Annotated in this window: 14 protein-coding genes; 11 read left to right on the top strand and 3 right to left on the bottom strand. The window is 51.2% G+C overall.

Translation table 11 applies throughout. The features are described 5' to 3' along the window. Nucleotides 1-139 precede the first annotated feature (139 nt). From FDX19_RS15705 to FDX19_RS15670, 8 genes are all read left to right on the top strand, one after another. Complete coding sequence (locus FDX19_RS15705; protein WP_137383434.1) at nucleotides 140-1,216, top strand: zinc-binding dehydrogenase; 1,077 nt, start codon at nucleotides 140-142, stop codon at nucleotides 1,214-1,216. A 27-nt stretch (nucleotides 1,217-1,243) separates the two neighbouring features. Continuing rightward, nucleotides 1,244-2,623 (top strand): MFS transporter, encoded by a 1,380-nt coding sequence (locus FDX19_RS15700; RefSeq protein WP_137383433.1) that lies wholly within the window; start codon nucleotides 1,244-1,246, stop codon nucleotides 2,621-2,623. Between the two features lie 18 nt (nucleotides 2,624-2,641). Next, entirely contained in the window at nucleotides 2,642-3,685 is a 1,044-nt protein-coding gene (locus tag FDX19_RS15695) for an NAD(P)-dependent alcohol dehydrogenase (RefSeq protein WP_003832485.1), read from the top strand. 24 nt (nucleotides 3,686-3,709) lie between these two features. Continuing rightward, on the top strand, nucleotides 3,710-4,546 hold the full coding sequence (locus tag FDX19_RS15690) for a ketose-bisphosphate aldolase (RefSeq protein ID WP_137383432.1): 837 nt from the start codon (nucleotides 3,710-3,712) through the stop codon (nucleotides 4,544-4,546). A gap of 4 nt (nucleotides 4,547-4,550) precedes the next feature. Next, a complete protein-coding gene (locus FDX19_RS15685) occupies nucleotides 4,551-5,498 on the top strand; it encodes a carbohydrate kinase family protein (protein WP_137383431.1) in 948 nt (315 codons plus the stop codon). 9 nt (nucleotides 5,499-5,507) lie between these two features. Then, complete coding sequence (locus tag FDX19_RS15680) at nucleotides 5,508-6,491, top strand: aldo/keto reductase (RefSeq protein ID WP_137383430.1); 984 nt, start codon at nucleotides 5,508-5,510, stop codon at nucleotides 6,489-6,491. A gap of 139 nt (nucleotides 6,492-6,630) precedes the next feature. Continuing rightward, nucleotides 6,631-7,389 carry a DeoR/GlpR family DNA-binding transcription regulator gene (locus tag FDX19_RS15675; RefSeq protein ID WP_137383429.1) on the top strand — a complete coding sequence of 253 codons (759 nt, stop codon included), beginning with the start codon at nucleotides 6,631-6,633 and terminating at the stop codon, nucleotides 7,387-7,389. A gap of 141 nt (nucleotides 7,390-7,530) precedes the next feature. After that, nucleotides 7,531-8,889 (top strand): MFS transporter, encoded by a 1,359-nt coding sequence (locus FDX19_RS15670; protein ID WP_137383428.1) that lies wholly within the window; start codon nucleotides 7,531-7,533, stop codon nucleotides 8,887-8,889. A 33-nt stretch (nucleotides 8,890-8,922) separates the two neighbouring features. Here the strand turns inward: FDX19_RS15670 and pncA are convergent, their stop codons facing one another. The 3 genes from pncA to sppA are packed head-to-tail and all read right to left on the bottom strand — an operon-like array spanning nucleotide 8,923 to nucleotide 12,504. Beyond that, nucleotides 8,923-9,561, bottom strand: coding sequence for a bifunctional nicotinamidase/pyrazinamidase (gene pncA, locus FDX19_RS15665; RefSeq protein WP_137383427.1), 639 nt, complete (start codon nucleotides 9,559-9,561; stop codon nucleotides 8,923-8,925). 14 nt (nucleotides 9,562-9,575) lie between these two features. Beyond that, nucleotides 9,576-10,592: an asparaginase gene (gene ansA, locus FDX19_RS15660; RefSeq protein ID WP_137383426.1), complete on the bottom strand. Its 1,017-nt coding sequence runs from the start codon at nucleotides 10,590-10,592 to the stop codon at nucleotides 9,576-9,578. 55 nt (nucleotides 10,593-10,647) lie between these two features. Continuing rightward, on the bottom strand, nucleotides 10,648-12,504 hold the full coding sequence (gene sppA, locus FDX19_RS15655) for a signal peptide peptidase SppA (RefSeq protein WP_137383425.1): 1,857 nt from the start codon (nucleotides 12,502-12,504) through the stop codon (nucleotides 10,648-10,650). Between the two features lie 173 nt (nucleotides 12,505-12,677). On the opposite strand from sppA, the gene FDX19_RS15650 reads away from it, so the two are divergent. The 3 genes from FDX19_RS15650 to FDX19_RS15640 all read left to right on the top strand — a co-directional run bounded on the left by FDX19_RS15650 (nucleotide 12,678) and on the right by FDX19_RS15640 (nucleotide 16,334). After that, nucleotides 12,678-13,229: an NAD(P)H nitroreductase gene (locus tag FDX19_RS15650; RefSeq protein WP_137383424.1), complete on the top strand. Its 552-nt coding sequence runs from the start codon at nucleotides 12,678-12,680 to the stop codon at nucleotides 13,227-13,229. A 116-nt stretch (nucleotides 13,230-13,345) separates the two neighbouring features. Further along, nucleotides 13,346-14,389: a selenide, water dikinase SelD gene (gene selD / locus FDX19_RS15645; RefSeq protein ID WP_137383423.1), complete on the top strand. Its 1,044-nt coding sequence runs from the start codon at nucleotides 13,346-13,348 to the stop codon at nucleotides 14,387-14,389. A 4-nt stretch (nucleotides 14,390-14,393) separates the two neighbouring features. Then, nucleotides 14,394-16,334 carry a DNA topoisomerase III gene (locus FDX19_RS15640; RefSeq protein WP_137383422.1) on the top strand — a complete coding sequence of 647 codons (1,941 nt, stop codon included), beginning with the start codon at nucleotides 14,394-14,396 and terminating at the stop codon, nucleotides 16,332-16,334. Nucleotides 16,335-16,337 lie beyond the last annotated feature (3 nt).

The following is a 16,337-nucleotide window of genomic DNA, read 5'->3' as shown; positions in this document are numbered from 1 at the left end:
TCATAGTTGCACTTATTTGTGATCTGAGTTGTGAAATACAGAATTTTATCTGCGTTGCAAAGATTTGATGTTGACCTCAAAAATTATATGGATAAGTATGATGACCACTGATGCAAAACTAAACACAAAGGAAAATTCAATGAAAGCACTGGCAAGATTTGGCAAGGCCTTTGGCGGCTATAAGATGATTGATGTACCGGAACCGGTTTGTGGCCCGGATGACATCGTGGTTGAAATCAAAGCGGCGGCTATCTGCGGCGCGGACATGAAACACTACAATGTTGATAGCGGATCCGATCAGTTTAACTCCATCCGCGGCCATGAGTTCGCCGGTAAAATTGTCCGCGTTGGCGACAAAGTTAAGGACTGGAAAGTCGGTCAGCGGGTGGTTTCTGACAATAGTGGACATGTCTGCGGCGTTTGCCCAGCCTGCGAACAAGGCGATTTTCTGTGTTGTACAGAAAAAGTGAACTTAGGTCTCGACAACAACACATGGGGCGGAGGGTTCTCGAAATATTGCCTGGTGCCGGGGGAAATCCTCAAAATTCACCGCCATGCGCTGTGGGAAATCCCACAAGGCGTTGATTATGAAGAAGCGGCGGTGCTGGATCCTATCTGTAACGCCTACAAATCTATCGCTCAGCAATCCAAATTCCTTCCCGGCCAGGACGTTGTGGTTTTCGGCACCGGTCCATTGGGACTCTTTTCGGTCCAGATGGCGCGCATTATGGGGGCCGTCAATATCGTGATGGTCGGGCTGGAAGAGGACGTCGCCGTACGCTTCCCGATCGCCAAAGAGCTGGGGGCGACTGCGGTTGTCAACGGTTCCACCGAAGATGTGGTCGCGCGCTGCCAGGAAATCTGCGGTAAAGACAATCTGGGGCTGGTCATCGAATGCTCCGGCGCCAATATTGCCCTGAAACAATCTATTGAAATGCTGCGTCCAAACGGTGAAGTCGTCCGCGTGGGCATGGGCTTCAAGCCTCTCGACTTTTCCATTAACGATATCACCGCGTGGAATAAAAGCATCATTGGCCATATGGCATACGATTCTACGTCCTGGCGCAATGCCATCCGCCTGCTGGCCAGCGGTGCGCTGAAAGTTAAACCGATGATTACTCACCGTATCGGCTTGTCGCAATGGCGCGAAGGGTTTGACGCCATGGTCGATAAAACCGCGATTAAGGTCATCATGACCTACGACTTTGATGAATAACCTCATTTATTAAAGGAAGGTTCCCGGATGGAACAGATAGCAAAACCGTACTGCGGCGCGAGGTTGGACAGGCTGCCTGACTGCCGTTGGCACACGTCGATGTTTGCGATGGTTGCCTTTGGATTACTGGTTTGTTGGAGTAATGCCGTTGGCGGATTAATTCTTGCGCAGTTAAAAGAACTCGGCTGGACCGATAATTCCACTACCGCCACGTTTTCTGCCATTACGACGGCGGGAATGTTTCTTGGTGCGCTTGCCGGGGGAATTATCGGGGATAAAACCGGGCGCAAAAATGCCTTTATCCTGTATGAAGCGATTCATATTATTTCTATGATCGTTGGTGCGTTTTCGCCAAATATGACCTTCCTTATTGCCTGCCGTTTTGTGATGGGGGTGGGATTAGGTGCGCTGCTGGTGACTCTGTTTGCCGGGTTCACCGAATATATGCCTGGCAGAAATCGCGGTACCTGGTCCAGTAGGGTCTCGTTTATCGGTAATTGGTCTTATCCGCTGTGCTCGCTGATTGCGATGGGACTGACGCCGTTAATCAGTGCTGAATGGAACTGGCGCGTGCAACTGCTGATCCCGGCGGTGCTATCGCTGATTGCCACCGCCATTGCCTGGCGCTGGTTCCCCGAGTCGCCTCGCTGGCTGGAGTCTCGTGGACGCTACGCGGAAGCCGAAAAAGTGATGCGGGCAATAGAAGAGGGCGTGGTTCAGCAGACCGGTAAGCCACTGCCGCCAGTGGTGATAGGAGATGACGGCAAGGCACCGCGCTCTGTTCCGTATTCGGCTTTATTAACCGGCGTATTACTCAAGCGCGTTATTTTAGGTTCCTTTGTTCTGATTGCCATGAACGTCGTGCAGTACACCTTAATTAACTGGCTGCCGACGATATTTATGACCCAGGGCATTAACCTGAAAGATTCCATTGTCTTAAATACCATGAGTATGTTTGGTGCGCCGTTTGGAATATTTATCGCCATGCTGGTGATGGATAAAATTCCCAGAAAGACCATGGGGGTGGGCTTATTAGTATTAATCGCCGTGCTGGGATATATCTACTCGCTGCAAACCAGCATGCTGCTGATTACGTTAATAGGCTTCTTCCTGATTACCTTTGTGTATATGTACGTTTGCTACGCCTCAGCGGTATATGTACCGGAAATATGGCCAACCGAAGCGAAACTGCGTGGCTCCGGACTGGCAAATGCGGTGGGGCGTATCAGCGGCATCGCTGCGCCTTACGCGGTCGCAGTATTGCTTAATAGTTACGGCGTGACGGGAGTGTTTGTACTGCTCGGGGCGGTCTCCATTATTGTCGCTGTCGCCATTGCTACCATCGGAATTGAAACCAAAGGCGTCTCTGTCGAAAGCCTCGGTATTGATGCAGTTACCAGCAAATAATATTGATGGGGAAATAAAATGAAAAATTCAAAAGCGATATTAAAAACGCCGGGCACGATGAAAATTATTGCCGCCGATATCCCGGTACCCAAAGAGCATGAAGTACTGATCAAAATTGAATATGTAGGTATTTGCGGTTCAGATGTTCACGGTTTCGAATCAGGTCCCTTTATTCCGCCAAAAGACCCAAACCAGGAAATTGGCCTCGGACATGAATGTGCCGGTACGGTGGTGGCGGTAGGAAACCGCGTCAGTAAATTTAAACCGGGCGACCGGGTCAATATTGAGCCGGGCGTGCCGTGTGGTCACTGTCGCTACTGTCTGGAAGGGAAATACAACATCTGTCCGGACGTCGATTTTATGGCCACGCAGCCTAATTATCGCGGCGCGCTAACCCACTATCTGTGCCATCCGGAGAGCTTCACTTACAAGCTGCCCGATAACATGGACACCATGGAAGGCGCGCTGGTAGAGCCTGCGGCGGTAGGGATGCATGCCGCAATGCTGGCAGACGTTAAACCGGGCAAGAAAATTGTCATTCTGGGGGCGGGCTGTATTGGTTTAATGACCCTGCAAGCCTGTAAATGTTTGGGTGCTACCGACATCGCCGTTGTTGATGTTTTGGAAAAACGTCTGGCCATGGCCGAGCAGCTTGGTGCGACGACGGTGATCAACGGAGCGAAAGAGGACACCGTTGCCCGCTGTCAGCAGTTCTCCGGCGATATGGGGGCTGACATTGTTTTTGAAACTGCCGGCTCGGCGATCACCGTTAAGCAGGCTCCGTACCTGGTGATGCGCGGCGGGAAAATCATGATCGTTGGGACGGTTCCCGGTGATTCGGCGATTAATTTCCTCAAAATTAACCGTGAAGTCTCCATTCAGACCGTTTTTCGCTACGCCAACCGCTATCCGGTCACTATTGAAGCCATTTCCTCCGGGCGTTTCGATGTCAAGTCGATGGTGACACATATTTATGATTATGAAGATGTTCAGCGCGCGTTTGATGAGTCAGTCAACAATAAACGCGAAATTATCAAAGGCGTTATTAAAGTTAACCATTAATTTATTGAAAAGGGAGAAACAACTATGCTGGCAGATATTAAATATTGGGAAAATGATGCCCAGAATAAACATTATGCGATTGCCCACTTTAACGTGTGGAATGCGGAAATGTTAATGGGGGTGATCGATGCGGCGGAAGAGTCTAAATCGCCGGTGATTATTTCATTCGGTACCGGCTTTGTGGGTAATACCTCGTTTGAAGATTTTTCGCATATGATGGTTTCGATGGCGAAAAAAGCCTCGGTGCCGGTTATTACCCATTGGGACCACGGGCGCAGCATGGAAATTATCCATAACGCCTGGACCCACGGCATGAATTCGCTGATGCGCGATGCCTCCGCCTTTGATTTCGAAGAGAATATTCGCCTGACTAAAGAGGCAGTGGATTTCTTCCATCCGTTGGGTATTCCGGTCGAGGCGGAGCTGGGCCACGTGGGGAATGAAACGGTTTATGAAGAAGCGCTGGCGGGCTATCACTATACCGACCCGAGCCAGGCGGCGGAATTTGTCGAGCGTACCGGCTGCGATTCTCTGGCGGTAGCGATTGGCAATCAGCACGGGGTTTATAGCTCTGAACCGAAACTTAATTTCGAGGTTGTTGAGCGCGTACGCCGGGCGGTATCCGTTCCGCTGGTGCTGCACGGCGCGTCCGGCATTAGCGATGCGGATATCAAAAAGGCCATTTCATTAGGTATTTCGAAAATCAATATTCATACCGAACTGTGCCAGGCGGCAATGGCGGCGGTGCAGGAGAACCAGAATCAGCCGTTCCTGCACGTTGAGCGTGAAGTTCGCAAAGCGGTAAAAGAGCGCGCACTGGAGAAAATTAAACTGTTTGGCTCTGACGGTAAAGCGGAATGACAATATGGATAATATCGAGGTTATTTGTATCGGGGCGGCTATTGTTGATATTCCCTTGCAGCCAGTAAGTAAAAATATCTTTGATGTAGATTCTTATCCTTTAGAACGTATTGCGATGACGACGGGAGGCGATGCGATTAATGAAGCGACGATTATTTCTCGTCTCGGACATCGTACTGCATTAATAAGCCGGGTCGGTGACGATGCTGCGGGACATTTTATTGTCGACCATTGTCGTCGGGAGAATATTGATATTCAGAGCCTGAAACAGGATGCGGATATTGATACTTCTATTAACGTGGGTTTAGTCACCGCCGATGGTGAGCGCACCTTTGTCACCAACCGCAACGGCAGCCTGTGGAAACTGAATATTAACGATGTTGATTTTGACCGTTTCTCGCAGGCAAAGCTGCTGTCGCTGGCGAGTATTTTTAACAGTCCGCTGCTTGATGGTCAGGCGTTAACGGCCATTTTCACGCAGGCGAAAGCGCATAAGCTCATTATCTGCGCCGATATGATTAAACCGCGACTGAATGAAACGCTGGACGACATCCGTGAGGCGCTGAGCTATGTGGATTATCTGTTTCCCAATTTTGAAGAGGCAAAACTGCTCACCGGGAAAGAGACGCTGGATGAAATAGCCGATAGCTTCCTGAGCTGTGGTGTGAAAACGGTAGTCATTAAGACCGGCAAGAGAGGCTGCTTTATCAAGCGTGCTGATATGAAAATGGAGGTCCCGGCGGTGTCGGGAATTACCGCCATCGACACCATCGGCGCGGGAGACAATTTCGCCTCGGGGTTTATCTCCGCGCTGCTTGAAGGCAAACCGCTGCGCGAGTGTGCGTTATTTGCTAATGCAACGGCAGCAATATCGGTCCTCAGCGTGGGCGCCACGACGGGCGTGAAGAACAGAAAGCTGGTTGAACAACTTCTCGACGAATATGAAGGGTAATAGCGGCAGATGAAAATGATTCCTTTAGGCATTACGGATATTACGCTCTCCCGTATGGGGCTGGGCACCTGGGCCATCGGCGGCGGTCCGGCATGGAATGGCGATCTTGATTTGCAGGTTTGTATCGACACCATTCTTGAAGCACACCGTTGCGGCATTAATCTGATTGATACCGCTCCGGGGTACAACTTCGGTAATAGCGAAGTGATTGTCGGGCAGGCGCTGAAAAAGCTGCCGCGCAGCGAGATCGTGGTTGAAACCAAATGCGGCATCGTATGGGAGCGAACAGGCAGCCTGTTTAACAAAGTAGGTGATCGCCAGCTGTATAAAAACCTCTCGCCTGAGTCTATTCGCGAAGAGGTTGATGCCAGCCTGCAAAGATTGGGTATCGACAGTATTGATATCTATATGACCCACTGGCAGTCGGTTGAACCCTGTTTTACGCCGATAGCGGAAACCGTTAATACGCTAAACGCCCTAAAGAAAGAAGGGAAAATTCGGTCTATCGGCGCCGCCAACGTGGATGCCGGGCATGTCAGGGAGTACCTCAAGTATGGCGAGCTGGATATCGTGCAGGCCAAGTACAGCATTCTTGATCGCGCGCTGGAAACTGAACTGCTGCCGTTATGCCAGCAGAATGGCATTGTTGTGCAGGTTTATTCCCCACTCGAGCAGGGACTCCTGACCGGGACTATTGATCGAGATTATGTCCCTAGCGGTGCGCGGGCCAACAAAGTCTGGTTCCAACGGGACAATATGCTGCGGGTGATTGACATGCTTGAGCAATGGCAGCCACTGTGCGAGAAATACCGCTGCACAATCCCCGCGCTGGCCTTGGCATGGATTTTAAAGCAAAGCGATTTAATTACCTTACTGAGCGGCGCAACCGCGCCTGAACAGGTTCGCGAGAATGTCGAGGCGTTGACCATTCCTCTGACAGATGATGATTCATTATTGATGAGGCAAATGGCAGAGGCGTTGGATAGCAAATAAGCCAGCAGATAGGATTGACCTCTGTTTCTGTGTAAAAGAGTATTGAAATCTGTGATTCAGACATGTTCTTTTGAAAATAAACATAGCCTGTGAGATACTAGGGTCTTATTATTACTTTGCAGGAAACAGAGGTGTCATCGTGGCGGCAAAAGACAGGATTCAGGCCATTAAGCAAATGGTGGCTAATGATAAGAAAGTGGCGGTATCTAATTTAAGTTCAATCTTTCAGGTAACTGAGGAAACGATTCGCCGCGATCTTGAAAAACTGGAAGATGAAGGTTTTCTGACCCGAACATATGGCGGTGCAGTGCTCAATACTACCGCGTTGTCCGACAATATTCATTTTTATAAGCGTGCAAAATCTTTCTTCGAAGAGAAGCAGATCATTGCCCGTAATGCGTTACCGTTTATTAAAAATAAGACCACGATGGCTGCCGACTCCAGCAGTACTGCGATGGAATTATTAAAGCTATTGAAGGAAAGAAACGATCTGACGTTGCTGACGAACTCAGCGGAAGCGTTTCATGAATTAGCGCAATCTGAGATTAATGTGGTTTCGACTGGGGGAGAGTTAAATAAGAATACACTGTCACTTCAGGGCCGTATCACCAAAGAGATTATCAGCCGCTATCACGTTGATATCATGGTGATGAGCTGCAAAGGGCTGGACATTACAAGCGGTGCGCTTGATTCAAACGAAGCAGAAGCTGAGATCAAAAAAACAATGATTCGTCAGGCGGCAGAGGTCGCTCTGTTAGTCGATCACTCAAAGTTTGATCGTAAAGCATTTGTCCAGTTAGTGGATCTTAGCCATATTAATTACATTATAACAGATAAAGCACCGGGTGCTGAGTGGGTTGAATTTTGCAAGAAAAATAATATCCAGCTTGTGTACTAATGCAGGGCTAAGTAGTCGATATTTTTTAGATTGCATCCGGTTAATGCCAAATAAAAATGATGATGGTAAATGCGACAGATTTACACTGTCGCCTATTGCCATAACAAGTTTATTATATTTTGCTGCATTTGAGGCACCCAGATGGAACAATATGAACATATCGGCGCAAGGCTGGATCGCTTACCTTTTTCAAAGTTTCACTTTCGTATTTTTGGTATTATCAGCTTTGGTTTGTTGCTGACGGGCTTTCTGAGTTATTCCGGTAATGTGGTATTAGCTAAACTGGTTAGTAATGGCTGGTCGAATAACTACCTTAATGCGGCATTTACTTCAGCGCTAATGTTTGGTTATTTTATTGGCTCATTGAGCGGTGGGTTTATCGGCGATTATCTTGGGCGGCGGCAAGCGTTTCGGATGAATTTGCTGATAGTCGGTATTTCTGCAACTGCCGCCTCTTTTGTTCCCAATATGTATTGGTTAATCTTCTTCCGTGGGCTTATGGGGGTAGGAATGGGGGCGCTGATTATGGTGGGTTATGCCTCCTTTACTGAGTTTATTCCCCCGGTGGTACGCGGTAAATGGTCTGCTCGTTTGTCTTTTGTCGGCAACTGGTCACCCATGCTGTCTGCGGCTGTCGGTGTTGTCGTCATCGCCTGTTTCAGCTGGCGAGTGATGTTTTTTCTTGGTGGTGTGGGAATGCTGTTGGCCTGGTATCTGTCAGGAAAATACCTTATTGAGTCTCCCCGGTGGCTGGCAGGCAAAGGTCTGCAAGAAAAGGCGGAAAAGCATATCCTGGATGTAGAACAACAGGTCGAGAAAGAAAAAAAGATCATCTTGCCGCCATGTCCAAATCCTCGAGAAAAAACGGGGTTAAGCACGGTAAATGATTCGTTTTGGTTGTTATTCAAGGGGCAAATGTTACGCCGGACGCTGGTGGCGATCACAGTACTGATCGCGATGAACATCTCGCTGTATACTATTACCGTCTGGATCCCGACAATTTTCGTTAACACCGGTTTTGATGTGACGAAATCTATTTTCATGACCTCGATTATTATGATTGGGGCACCGGTAGGCATTTATATTGCCGCATTAATTATTGACCGCTTCCCACGACGGTTATTTGGCTCAACGCTGCTGATTATTATTGCTATCCTGGGATATTTTTATTCGATTCAAACACAGGAATGGGCGATTTTAAGCTATGGCCTGGTGATGATCTTTTTTTTGTATATGTATGTCTGTTTTGCTTCTGCGGTGTATGTCCCGGAACTTTGGCCAACCCATCTTCGATTGCGAGGTTCCGGTTTTGTGAATGCCGTGGGGAGAATTGTCGCTGTATTTACACCGTACGGGGTTGCTGTATTACTCACTCAGTATGGCGCGGTCACCGTGTTTATTGTGCTCGGCGCTATGCTGGTGGTGTGCTCACTGATCCTGTTTTGTTTTGGTATTGAAACCCGCAGGGTTTCGCTGGAGCAGATATCGAGCCTGGGGTGAGTTTTGCCTGACAGTACGCCATCAGGCAAAATATTAGCGCTGCGTTTCTTCCCAGTCAGCCAGTGTGTACAGCGTTGCTCCGGCCGCAGCCATTTCCATAAAGGCGTGCGCGCTGTCTTCTGGCTGAATATTTACCCCACGGCAACCGTCAGTAATAACGCTGACGGTATAGCCAAGATCGAGCGCATCCAGCACGGTAAATTTTACGCAATAGTCGGTTGCCAGACCCATGATGATCAGTTCAGCCTTGCGGTTTTCCAGCAGCCATGCATTAAGCGCAGTTGCCTGACGACGGCCGTTATCAAAAAAGGCGCTGTAACTGTCGACCAGTGGATTTTCACCCTTGGTGAAGGTTTGAGAAATCGCACGCTGGTTCAACAGTGGATGCAGGGCAGCACCTTCGCTGTTTTGCACACAGTGATCGGGCCAGAACGTCTGCGGCAGTCCGTCCAGTTGTCCCTGACTGTAAGGCGCAACCTGATGCTGGCTGGCAAAACTACCGTGATTCGCCGGGTGCCAGTCCAGACTGGCAACGACGGTGTCACCGCGTACGGCGCACCAGTCAATCAGACGGTTGGCAATATCGATTGTGCTGTCGCCTTGCGGGACGGCGAGAGCGCCACCGGCGCAAAAGTCATTCTGTAAATCGACCAACAATAAGGCTCGGGCCATCGTCATAGACTCCTTTACTCGTCTGGTGTGAGCTCGCCACGCAGATTTTGCGTCATCGCTTCGCGAATAGCCTGGGTATCCAGGTTCTGACTCAGCAAATAATGCAGCTTGGTAAGCGTAGCTTCGACGGTCATGTCCGCGCCGCCAATGACGCCCGCGTGCGCCAGCGCGTTCCCCGTCGCGTAACCGCCCATATTGACCTTGCCGGACATGCATTGGGTGAGATTCACCACCACAATGCCACGCGAACTCGCATCTTCAAGCTCTTTCAAAAATTCTTTGTTTTGTGGTGCATTACCGACACCGTAGGAGCGAAGAATTAACGCTTTCACGGGCTGGCGCAGGAAATTTCGCACCACGTCAGCAGAGATCCCGGGGTAAATCGTGACCACGCCGATCGGCTGCGGGGTGATAGGGTGAACAATCAGTTCGCCTGCACCATGCGGTGCGGGCGGCGTCCCAAGCCGGCGGATGTGGATCCCCGCTTCCAGTAGTGGAGCAAGGTTTGGTGAGGCGAAAGCGTCAAAACCGTCAGCATGTGCTTTGGTTGTACGGTTGCCACGAAACAGGCGATTGTTGAAAAACAGGGTGACTTCATTAATCGGGTAATTTGCTGCAACGTACAATGCATTCAGCAAATTGATTTGTCCGTCCGAGCGTAGCTCTGCCAGTGGGATTTGTGACCCTGTCACAATGACCGGTTTGCCCAGATTTTCCAGCATAAAAGAGAGCGCCGAGGCGGTAAACGCCATGGTGTCTGTGCCGTGCAGAATGACAAAGCCATCATAATCGTCATAGTGCGCTTTGATGTCTTCAGCAATATGTTGCCAGTCTTCCGGCGTCATATCGGAGGAATCCATCAGTGGGACGTATTCATGGATGGTGAAGTCTGGCATCTCAGGGCGGTGGAATTCAGGCATCAATGCCAGTTGGCGCTGCAGGTGGCCCGATACCGGAATGTAACCCTGTTCAGAACGCTGCATACCTATGGTACCGCCGGTATAGGCAACGTAAATCGATTTCTTTTGCATGACTTTTCTTCTGTCTCAAAGAAAACCCCTCCTCATCCCGAAGAGGGGTCAATAGTTAGCGGACGTTGGCGCAGGTCAGGCAAAACGCATAACGGTTTTGCGGATCGTTAAACGCAGCCAGTTTATCTCCTTCAGCTTTTACCGCGCTGGCAGCAGAAGCCAGCGGCGCCGGGAGCATTGCCTGAAGGGCTTCTGGCAGCATGGCGCGCACCGAACCTGACATACTGTCCATGACCATATCCACGAAGGTGGGTTCGTCCTGATAATACTCAATGTGCCATTGTTTCAGTTTTGCCAGCTCTGCAGCTTTCGCGACGGCATCATCGAAATCGCCCAGGCTGTCTACCAGTCCGTTTGCTTTCGCATCCTGACCGGTCCAGACGTGACCCTGCGCGATTTTATCAATCTGTTCTGGTGTCGTCTTACGTGCATCCGCAACCAGCGTGATAAAGCGCTTATAGCCGTTCTCGATGCTTAACTGCATCATTTGCTGTACTTCCGACGGTAACGCTTTGGTGATAGAGATATCCGCCAGTGGGGATGTTGCAACACCGTCAGTATGCACGCCAATTGAATCCAGGCTGTTTTCCACGGTATTGATAACACCAAAGATGCCGATGGAACCGGTCAGGGTGCTGGGGTTTGCCACGATGTAGCTTGCAGGCGTGGAGATCCAGTACCCCCCGGACGCCGCCATGCCGCCCATGGAAACGACAACCGGTTTGCCCGCCGCTTTTGCCGCTGCCAGCTCAGAACGGATCACTTCCGAGGCGCTGACGCTACCGCCTGGGCTATTCACGCGCAGGACAATGGCTTTCACCTTCGGATCGAGGCGTGCTTCACGGATCTGTGCAGCGGTTGTATCGCCACCTACATTCCCCGGCGTTTCCTCTCCGTCCATAATGGCGCCGTTGGCGAAGACGACGCCGATGCTGTCCCCGGTATCAGCAGGCGTTTTCAGCGTGTAATCGTAGTAGCTGACAGAGCGGTAGTTTTTATCCACTTTGCTCCAGCCAAACTGTTTGGTCAGCAGCTTTTCGATTTCAGCGCTGGAGGCGAGAGCATCCACCAATTTGTTATCGAGAGCATATTTCGCGGTATCACCGTCGACTTTCGTCAGGCCGTCCAGCATCGCTTGCGCGCCAGGGAATACCTGTTGCGCCGGGATCTGCCGGTTAGCGGCGACCGTATCGAGATAGTTCTGCCACAGCTCGCCAATCCAGCGGCTGTCAGCTTCACGTGCGGCAGGTGACATATCATCACGGATAAACGGTTCGACGGCGGATTTATAGGTGCCCACGCGGAATACATGCGTTGAGACCTTCAGCTTATCCAGCAGGGATTTGTAGTACAGACCGTTGGTGGCAAAGCCGTGCAGATCAACGGAACCCTGCGGAGATAGCCAAATTTTGTTGGCAAAACTTGCCAGGTAATACTGCCCCTGGCTGAAGTTATCGCCTACAGCAAAGACAGGCTTACCGCTGTCGCGGAACTCGCGTAGCGCTTTACCGATATATTGCATCGACGGTTGGTCGGCACCGGCGAAGTTTTTCAAGTCCATCACGATGCCGGTAATGTTGCGGTCATCTTTGGCCTGTCGAATGGTATTCACGATATCGAACAGGGAGTTTTCCTGTAGACGATCGGAACTTGCGCCAAACAGCTGACGACCGATGACACTTAACCGACTGGTGCTTGAAGGTTTATCAACAATAACCCCCGAGATGTCCAGCAGCAGTGCGCCACGTTCAGCATGTTCGCTGGTGTTGCTGCTACTGACCTGCATCCAGATCCCAACACCCACCAGTACTAAAAAGATAAAGAACAGGTTAAGCACAAATTCACGGACGAAATTGAGTAATCGCCATGTCCATTTAAAAAATCCGGCAATAAATCGCCACAGGGTTCGCATGTATTCTCCCTATCGATTAACAACACGCCCCCGTGAGCCACGAGAAAGGCGTTAAGATGTGGCTATCGTAATGACCCGGCAGGCACTTGTCAGCAGGAATCACTACCTGTGCTGTAACAAAATCCGCCCACGTGTTAATTTTGTGAACAAATATCATTGTTGGAGTTAAGCAAATGGATGCACTCGAATTACTTATGACCCGTCGTAGCGCTTCTCGTCTTGTCGAACCGGCCCCGGTGGGAGAGCAACTGCAAAATATCCTGCGCGCTGGTATGCGTGCGCCAGACCACAAATCGCTACAACCGTGGCAATTTTTTGTGATTGAAGGTGAAGGGCGCGAACGTTTTAGCGCCGTGCTTGAAAAAGGCGCGATTGCTGCCGGAAGTGATGAAAAAGCACAGGATAAAGCCCGTACAGCACCGTTTCGCGCGCCGCTGATTATCGCTGTGGTGGCGAAATGTGAAGAAAGCGACAAGGTCCCGATGTGGGAACAAGAAATGTCCGCGGGCTGCGCGGTAATGGCGATGCAAATGGCGGCGATTGCGCAAGGGTTTGGCGGGATCTGGCGCAGCGGAGCCTTAACGGAAAGTACGGTAGTCCGCGAAGCGTTTGATTGTCGTCCACAGGATAAAATCGTCGGTTTTCTCTATCTGGGAACGCCGCAGCTAAAAGCCTCCACCTCGATTAATCTTGCCGATCCGACCTCATTCGTCCGTTATTTCTGATACCAACGGCAAAACTGTCTGGATTATGAGCAAAGACACCCTAATTCAGACAGTCACTCTTACCACATCATGGAATGAGCGCTACCATATCCGCATTGCAATGACAGGAGATGTCCATGAGCGAGCACGCTATTCGTTTAACACAATACAGCCACGGAGCCGGTTGCGGTTGTAAAATTTCCCCGAAAGTGTTGGAAACTATCCTGCACAGCGAGCAGGCGAAGTTTGTTGATCCGAATTTACTCGTGGGTAATGAAACCCGCGATGACGCGGCGGTGTACGATCTGGGTAACGGCACCAGCGTTATCAGTACCACCGATTTCTTTATGCCGATTGTCGATAATCCGTTTGATTTTGGCCGCATTGCTGCGACCAACGCTATCAGCGACATTTTTGCGATGGGCGGCAAACCGATTATGGCAATCGCTATTCTGGGCTGGCCTCTTGATAAACTGGCGCCGGAAATAGCCCGCGAAGTGACCGAAGGTGGGCGTTTTGCCTGCCGTCAGGCGGGGATTGCACTGGCGGGTGGACACTCTATTGATGCCCCTGAACCAATCTTTGGACTCGCGGTGACGGGTATTGTGCCAACCGAACGTGTGAAGAAAAACAGCACCGCAGAGGCTGGATGTAAGCTGTTCCTCACCAAACCGCTGGGTATTGGTGTACTGACCACCGCGGAGAAAAAATCGCTGCTGAAACCGGAACACGTCGGACTGGCGACGGAAGTGATGTGCCGGATGAACATTGCCGGTGCGGCATTTGCCGATATCGACGGTGTGAAAGCCATGACCGATGTAACCGGTTTTGGTCTGCTGGGTCATCTGAGCGAGATGTGCCAGGGGGCCGGCGTTCAGGCGCAGATCGTCTATCAGGACATTCCTAAGCTGCCTGGCGTTGAAGAATACATCGCGCAGGGCGCAGTGCCGGGCGGTACGCAGCGTAACTACGCGAGCTATGGACACCTGATGGGGGAAATGCCGCAATCGGTACGCGATCTGCTGTGCGATCCGCAAACTTCCGGCGGCTTGCTGCTGGCGGTAACGCCGGAATCTGAAGCTGAGGTCAAAGCCGCAGCGGCGCAGTTTGGTATCGATCTCACGGCTATCGGTGAGCTAGTGGAAGCCCGCGGCGGTCGCGCCATGGTTGAGATTCGTTAACCCGATGCGGTTGTTTATTGCCGAAAAACCGAGTCTGGCGCGCGCCATCGCCGATGTGTTACCCAAACCACATCGTAAAGGTGACGGTTTCATTGAATGCGGAAATGGGCAAGTGGTGACCTGGTGTATCGGTCACCTGCTTGAACAGGCGCAGCCGGACGCCTACGACAGCCGTTATGCTCGCTGGAGCCTGGCCGATCTGCCGATTGTTCCGGAAAAGTGGCAACTACAGCCGCGTCCTTCTGTGACCAAACAACTCAACGTCATTAAACGCTTTTTACATGAAGCCAGCGAAGTTATTCACGCGGGAGACCCCGATCGCGAAGGACAACTGCTGGTGGACGAGGTGCTGGATTACCTGCAACTGGCGCCTGAAAAGCGCCAGCAGGTACAACGCTGCCTGATTAACGACCTCAACCCACAGGCAGTGGAGCGGGCGATAGATCGCCTACGTGCAAACAGCGATTTCATCCCACTGTGCGTGTCGGCACTGGCGCGGGCGCGGGCGGACTGGCTGTACGGTATCAATATGACGCGCGCCTACACTATTCTCGGGCGCAACGCAGGGTACCAGGGCGTCCTCTCTGTTGGTCGTGTACAAACGCCGGTGCTCGGCCTGGTTGTGCGTCGCGATGAAGAGATTGAAAACTTCGTCGCCAAAGATTTCTTCGAGGTAAAAGCGCATATCGTGACGCCTGCCGATGAGCGATTTACCGCTATCTGGCAACCGAGCGAAGCGTGTGAGCCGTATCAGGATGAAGAAGGGCGCTTGCTGAATCGTACCCTGGCTGAACACGTGGTAAACCGCATTAACGGCCAGCCGGCGATAGTCACCAGTTATAATGATAAACGGGAATCAGAATCCGCGCCGCTGCCGTTTTCGCTGTCAGCGTTGCAGATTGAAGCCGCGAAACGCTTCGGTTTAAGTGCGCAAAATGTTCTGGATATCTGCCAAAAACTGTACGAAACCCACAAGCTGATTACCTATCCGCGTTCGGACAGTCGCTATCTACCGGAAGAACACTTTGCCGGACGTCACGCGGTGTTGAACGCGATTAGCGTTCATGCCCCGGATTTGCTCCCGCAACCGGCGGTCAATCCCGATACGCGAAACCGCTGTTGGGACGATAAAAAAGTGGATGCGCACCACGCCATCATTCCTACCGCGCGCAGTTCATCCATCAACCTGAATGACAACGAAGCGAAAATTTACAACCTGATTGCCCGTCAGTATCTGATGCAGTTCTGCGCGGATGCTGTTTTTCGTAAGTGCGTCATTGAACTGGATATCGCCAAAGGTAAGTTTGTGGCCAAGGCGCGTTTCCTGGCGGAGGCCGGATGGCGTACGCTGCTCGGTAACAAAGAGCGCGATGAAGATAACGACGGTACGCCGCTGCCAGTGGTGGCAAAAGACGATGCGTTGCTGTGTGAAAAAGGCGAAGTGGTTGAACGCCAGACCCAGCCGCCGCGCCACTTTACCGATGCAACGTTGTTGTCGGCAATGACCGGGATCGCGCGTTTTGTGCAGGATAAAGATCTGAAAAAGATCCTCCGTGCGACAGACGGACTGGGAACCGAAGCAACACGAGCCGGGATTATCGAATTACTGTTTAAACGCGGATTCCTGGTGAAAAAAGGGCGCTATATCCATTCGACCGATGCCGGAAAAGCGTTGTTCCACTCATTGCCTGAAATGGCGACGCGCCCGGATATGACCGCGCACTGGGAGTCGATTCTGACCCAAATTAGTGAAAAACAGTGTCGTTATCAGGACTTTATGCAACCGTTAGTCGGAACGCTGTATCAGTTAATCGACCAGGCTCGTAGTACACCCGTTCGCCGGTTCCGTGGGATTGCCGCACCTGGCGGTAGTGAGAAGAAAAAGAGTGCGCCGCGTAAACGTCCGGCAAAAAAAAGCCCGCCATCGGAAGAGGCAGGCGTGTAGTGT

This window comes from Citrobacter sp. wls619 (assembly GCF_005281345.1).
Taxonomy (GTDB): Bacteria; Pseudomonadota; Gammaproteobacteria; order Enterobacterales; family Enterobacteriaceae; genus Citrobacter.
This window is presented reverse-complemented; position numbering and strand designations above follow the sequence as displayed.

Excerpts from the sequence above, each read along its gene's own strand:
- ansA (WP_137383426.1), bottom strand. The coding sequence starts at position 10,592 with ATGCAAAAGAAATCGATTTACGTTGCCTATACCGGCGGTACCATAGGT.
- FDX19_RS15690 (WP_137383432.1), top strand. The coding sequence starts at position 3,710 with ATGCTGGCAGATATTAAATATTGGGAAAATGATGCCCAGAATAAACAT.
- FDX19_RS15650 (WP_137383424.1), top strand. The coding sequence starts at position 12,678 with ATGGATGCACTCGAATTACTTATGACCCGTCGTAGCGCTTCTCGTCTT.
- FDX19_RS15670 (WP_137383428.1), top strand. The coding sequence starts at position 7,531 with ATGGAACAATATGAACATATCGGCGCAAGGCTGGATCGCTTACCTTTT.
- pncA (WP_137383427.1), bottom strand. The coding sequence starts at position 9,561 with ATGGCCCGAGCCTTATTGTTGGTCGATTTACAGAATGACTTTTGCGCC.
- FDX19_RS15680 (WP_137383430.1), top strand. The coding sequence starts at position 5,508 with ATGAAAATGATTCCTTTAGGCATTACGGATATTACGCTCTCCCGTATG.
- FDX19_RS15640 (WP_137383422.1), top strand. The coding sequence starts at position 14,394 with ATGCGGTTGTTTATTGCCGAAAAACCGAGTCTGGCGCGCGCCATCGCC.
- selD (WP_137383423.1), top strand. The coding sequence starts at position 13,346 with ATGAGCGAGCACGCTATTCGTTTAACACAATACAGCCACGGAGCCGGT.
- FDX19_RS15705 (WP_137383434.1), top strand. The coding sequence starts at position 140 with ATGAAAGCACTGGCAAGATTTGGCAAGGCCTTTGGCGGCTATAAGATG.
- FDX19_RS15700 (WP_137383433.1), top strand. The coding sequence starts at position 1,244 with ATGGAACAGATAGCAAAACCGTACTGCGGCGCGAGGTTGGACAGGCTG.
- sppA (WP_137383425.1), bottom strand. The coding sequence starts at position 12,504 with ATGCGAACCCTGTGGCGATTTATTGCCGGATTTTTTAAATGGACATGG.
- FDX19_RS15685 (WP_137383431.1), top strand. The coding sequence starts at position 4,551 with ATGGATAATATCGAGGTTATTTGTATCGGGGCGGCTATTGTTGATATT.
- FDX19_RS15695 (WP_003832485.1), top strand. The coding sequence starts at position 2,642 with ATGAAAAATTCAAAAGCGATATTAAAAACGCCGGGCACGATGAAAATT.